This window comes from Pirellulales bacterium, assembly GCA_035499655.1.
Lineage (GTDB): Bacteria > Planctomycetota > Planctomycetia > Pirellulales > JADZDJ01 > DATJYL01.
In genome coordinates this window covers 1-4,704 of the sequence record DATJYL010000025.1, presented here as the reverse complement: position 1 = coordinate 4,704, position 4,704 = coordinate 1, and the positions used below count along the sequence as shown (strand labels likewise).

Sequence of the window (4,704 nt, the reverse complement as noted above, 5' to 3'; positions counted from 1 at the left end):
CGTTCGGCGAAGGCAGCTACCTCCCGGACGCACGCCAGCGAGTCTATGCTAAGCTAATGCGCCGCGCCGAAAGTCGTTTGCGTGGCGCGATATCGGTCGTGCTCGACGGCACATTTTCCTCCAGCCAATGGCTCCAAGAATCGCGGCAATTGGCCGTCAATCAGCACTGCATATTTCTCGCGGTCGAATGCCGCTGCGACCCGGATGTTGCTCGTCACCGGATTGGCAAACGATTGCGGCAGGGGGGCGACTCTTCCGAGATGCGGCCGGAGCTGTATCGTCTCCAAGCCGCAGCATGGGAACCCTGGCCACACGATGAGTTCTACGTCGACGTCGACACGCAGCAGCCGCTGGAGCTGCAAATGCAGCAATGCCTTTCCAAGCTCAAGACGGCAGCCCGGCAACGCACGCATGACCAAGCACGAACGACCAAATCCCGCCACGGATGATTCGTCATCGGGATTTGGCTCCGCCGCTTCCTGTAGTCACTGATCATTTCCTTTCAGTTCGCACACGCCAATCTGTCCGTAGCATTCGTCGACTTCCACGCGCAGCCGCTCGGGACGCACCGAATAGCGCCGCTGCAATTCGTCCCGCAGCCGCCGGGCAATGTATTCGGCCAAGCGTTCGGCCGTGGTGTTGGCCAGCGGCAGCAATACGCAATCGCCGCGCGGAAAAACCCAGCGGCGGTCTTGGAACACGGCTTCCACAGTTTTCTCGTTGGCAGTGACACGAATTTGCGGATGCTCAGTCGGCAAGAGTGTGTAATGATCCAGCCCGCGAATAATTTCCTGCAGCGTCTCCCGCAGGGCGATGAAATCGATTACCCATTGCTGTTCGCCCAACGGGCCAAACACTTCCGCCGCCACTCGATAGTTGTGCCCGTGCAAGCGCTCGCAGATGTTTTCACCCAGCGTGATGAAGTGCGCGGCGCTGAAGACGAGGAAGTTTTTGGAGACGCGGACGTGGAAATTAGCAGACATAGCAATTAGCAGTTAGCGATTAGCAAAACGGCCCTGTCCCGCTGGGACAGGATTCTGATTTATAAATTCGTCGATGTTGCGGATCACTGCTTCCGGGTCGTCCTCGACTAACCAGTGCCCGGCGTTGGGTAAGCGGCGGACTTCGGCGTGTGGGATCAATTCCAAAAATCGCTGCAAATACCATTCATGAAAACACCAATCGCGCATTCCCCACACTAACAGCCACGGCCGATCGGCCAGCGTGGGCAGCGATTCTTCCATTCGCCGCAAAGTTACATAACTGGCGTGTCGCGGCGTGCAGGGAATATCTTTCACAAACGCATTGACCGCCACACGGTTGGCCCAGGAATGATACGGGGCCAAATAACCGGCCCGAACCTGCGGCGTAAAGTTTTCCCGTTTTTCCGTCGCCGTTCGCAACGCTGCCCTCAAAAACGCATTGCCGCCGCGGATGGCCAATGTGCCCAACAATGGTGTACGTGCCAAGCGAATCTGCCAGGGAATATGCGGCGAACGGAAGGCCGCGGTATTCATCATGATGAATCGGCTAAACCGCCCAGGCGATTGCAGGGCGGCGCCGATACCGATCGCGCCGCCCCAATCATGCGCAATCAAGGTCACATTTTCCAAATCGAGCGATTCAACCAAGCGATTGAGATTTTCGACGTGCTGCGCCAAGCGGTAATTGTAGTGCTGCGGCTTATCGCTCAAGCCGCAGCCCATGTGGTCGGGAACTATCACGCGGTAGCGATCGCGAAAGGCGGACACAAGGTTACGCCAATAAAACGACCAGGTCGGATTGCCATGCACTAGCAGCAATGGCTCCCCCTGCCCTTCGTCGAGGTAATGGTAGCGTCGGCCGTCGAGAAGCATCTCGTGCGAAGCAAACGGATACAAAGCTCGCCAAGTGGTATTCGTGGATGACATGGAATCGCTGAAATTTGCCTCATTTCTCGGCGGAAATTGCCAAACGGCATCCGCGGCCGGCAAATGCTAACATTTTCATAATACGGCATTAGCGCGGTCTGCCTAGCGGGGCTTTTTTGCGTAGGTTGAGCTTCGTAAGATAGGAACAGACAGCAATGAGATGCGGCGACGATTTGCGAGCCGAGTTTCTGACGACCGAGACGACCGTGTACGAACAAACTTTTCCTCCCGATTTATTCATCAACCGCGAGCTAAGCTGGCTGGATTTTAACGCCCGCGTGCTGGAGGAAGCGGAAGACCCACGCACGCCGCTCTTGGAGCGGGTGAAGTTTTTGGCGATTTTTAGCTCGAACTTGGACGAATTTTTCATGGTTCGAGTGGCCGGGCTGCGCGAACAAGCGTTTGGCGACGGCGCCCCGCAAGATTACAGCCCCGACGGTTTGCGCGCCATCGCTCAATTGCAGCGAATCACCAAGCGCACGCAGGAACTGGTGGCGGCTCAATATCGCTGCTGGAACGAAGCAGTTCGGCCGGCGCTCAATCAGGAAGGTATTCGGCTGCTGACGCCCGCGGAGTTGAACGGAGAACAACAAGCGGCGCTGGATCGGTTTTTCCGCGAACGAGCTTGGCCCATTCTCACACCAATGGCCATCGACCCGGCGCATCCCAGTCCGCGCTATCACAATCGCGGCTTATATTTGGCGGCGATGTTGGAGCGCCGCCGCGGCCTGGGGCCCAAGCAGTTGTTTGCCGTCGTGCAAGTGCCGCAAGTTTTACCGCGATTGGTCCCGTTGGGCGTGGGGGACGACGCACAGTTCATTTTGCTCGAAGATTTGGTATCGACCCGGCTGCCGGAATTATTTGGCGGCTTCGACGTTCTTTCCTGGACCACGTTCCGCATTACCCGCGACAGCGACATCGATTTGCTGGAACAGGAATCCGACGACATGCTGCGGCTGATCGAAGATCGGTTAAAAACCCGGCAGCGGGGCGAGGCGGTTCGTCTGGAAGTTTCCGCCGGCGGCAGCGAAGAGCTGAGCCGGATGATCATCGATGAAGAAGCAATTCGCGATAATTCTCCCGAAGGTTACAGCGAAGTGTATCGCATCCCGGGACCATTGGATCTATCCGCCATGATGGAGTTGCTGAAATTGGCGGACCGGGAACAACTGCGCGACCCGCCGTTTTCGCCGCAAATGCCCCGCAGCCTGCGGCGACGCGACGATTTGTTTGCCACCATTGCCCGGCGCGACATTTTGCTGCATCACCCGTACGATTCGTTCGACGCCGTGGTCGATTTCGTCACCAAAGCGGCCAACGATCCCAAAGTGCTGGCCATCAAGCAAACCCTATATCGCACCAGCGGCGATTCCCCCATCACACGTGCACTCATTCAGGCGGCCGACAACGGCAAGCACGTGACGGCGCTCGTCGAGTTGAAAGCCCGCTTCGACGAAGCGAACAACGTCTCTTGGGCACGGCAATTGGAACGGGCTGGCGTGCACGTGGTGTTTGGCTTTTTAGATTGGAAAACGCACTGCAAACTGTCGCTGGTGGTGCGCCAGGAAGGAAACGCCCTGAAGCGCTACGTTCATTTGGGCACCGGCAATTACAACCAAATCACCGCGCTCACCTACACCGATTTAGGCTTGTTCACCGCCGATGAGGATATCGCCACCGACGCCTCCGCCCTGTTCAATTTGCTCACCGGGTATTCGCAGGGGCATCAATGGCGCAAGCTGGTGGTGGCGCCCACCGATTTGCACCGCCGCACGCTGCAATTGATCGAGGAGCAAATTCAACGCGCTCAGGAAGGCAAGCCTTCGCGCATCTTTGCCAAAATTAATGCGATTGTAGATCATCGCGTGATCGAATCCCTGTATCGGGCCAGTCAGGCCGGCGTGCCGGTGGACATTGTCGACCGCGGCATTTGCTGCCTGCGGCCCGGCGTGCCGGGAACGTCGGACTCCATCCGAGTGCGAAGCATTGTCGATCGGTTTTTGGAACACAGCCGCATTTACGTGTTCGGGCCCGATGCCGAAGCGAAAGTGTTTTTATCCAGCGCCGATTGGATGCCGCGCAACTTTTATCGCCGCGTGGAGGTGATGTTTCCGATCGAGCAGGAAGATTTGCGCGACCGAATTCTGCACGAAATAATTCCAGCCTATTTGATGGACAACGTCAAAGCCCGGATTCTGCAGTCCGACGGCACTTACATCCGACGGCCGCTGGCCGAAGGCGAAACACCCTACCGCGTGCAAGAGCGATTGCTGGGCCTGCCCCCTGCAAGCGCCGCCGCCAGCGACATTCGGCTAGCCGCCACGCTAGACAGCAACGGCAGCGCCGCAGAATCTGCCATGACCGAAGGTCAGGCCATTGTTGGGCTTCAAGGGGCCGATGGCAATGGTTTGGCCGGCAGTGGCGGTTTGGAAAGCAATGGACTGGAGGGGAATGGCTCAGCTGGCAACGGCGCGCCCTATTCGGAAAATGCTGAAATTCAGCCCGGTTCGTTCAGCCAGAACAATTGAACAAGCAACCGCCGAGTTGATTCAATCTGCGTTCGCTTTACCCAGCAGGCTATTCCAATATTCCTGGGCTTGCTTCACAGATTGTAGGGCCGATTGCGCGGCCGGCGAATCGTCGGCTTTTATGGCCTCTGCAATCTCACCCGCGCGCTGGTTCGTCCAATCCAAGAAAAATTGGGCACTGGCACGGCTAACACGCGGACGGTAGCCGATCTCTACGTAATACGGCGCCGTGGTGGCGTACCGATAAGTTTGAGAATTGTCGGTAA

5 protein-coding genes are annotated in these 4,704 nt (G+C 57.5%); 2 read left to right on the top strand and 3 right to left on the bottom strand.

From position 1 onward, the window contains the following. A partial coding sequence (locus VMJ32_01540) for an ATP-binding protein (protein ID HTQ37677.1) occupies positions 1 to 449 on the top strand: 449 nt, incomplete at its 5' end. Positions 450 to 485: 36 nt separating this feature from the next. Here VMJ32_01540 and VMJ32_01535 read toward each other — a convergent pair. Both VMJ32_01535 and VMJ32_01530 read right to left on the bottom strand, forming a co-directional pair. Next, a complete protein-coding gene (locus VMJ32_01535) occupies positions 486 to 983 on the bottom strand; it encodes a 6-pyruvoyl tetrahydropterin synthase family protein (GenBank protein ID HTQ37676.1) in 498 nt (165 codons plus the stop codon). A 12-nt stretch (positions 984 to 995) separates the two neighbouring features. After that, a complete protein-coding gene (locus VMJ32_01530) occupies positions 996 to 1,910 on the bottom strand; it encodes an alpha/beta fold hydrolase (protein ID HTQ37675.1) in 915 nt (304 codons plus the stop codon). Between the two features lie 155 nt (positions 1,911 to 2,065). On the opposite strand from VMJ32_01530, the gene ppk1 reads away from it, so the two are divergent. Continuing rightward, positions 2,066 to 4,438 carry a polyphosphate kinase 1 gene (gene ppk1, locus VMJ32_01525; GenBank protein ID HTQ37674.1) on the top strand — a complete coding sequence of 791 codons (2,373 nt, stop codon included), beginning with the start codon at positions 2,066 to 2,068 and terminating at the stop codon, positions 4,436 to 4,438. A 21-nt stretch (positions 4,439 to 4,459) separates the two neighbouring features. Here ppk1 and VMJ32_01520 read toward each other — a convergent pair. Beyond that, a partial coding sequence (locus VMJ32_01520) for a hypothetical protein (protein HTQ37673.1) occupies positions 4,460 to 4,704 on the bottom strand: 245 nt, incomplete at its 5' end.

Coding starts and splice junctions, on each gene's coding strand:
- ppk1 (HTQ37674.1), top strand. CDS start 2,066: ATGAGATGCGGCGACGATTTGCGAGCCGAGTTTCTGACGACCGAGACG.
- VMJ32_01530 (HTQ37675.1), bottom strand. CDS start 1,910: ATGTCATCCACGAATACCACTTGGCGAGCTTTGTATCCGTTTGCTTCG.
- VMJ32_01535 (HTQ37676.1), bottom strand. CDS start 983: ATGTCTGCTAATTTCCACGTCCGCGTCTCCAAAAACTTCCTCGTCTTC.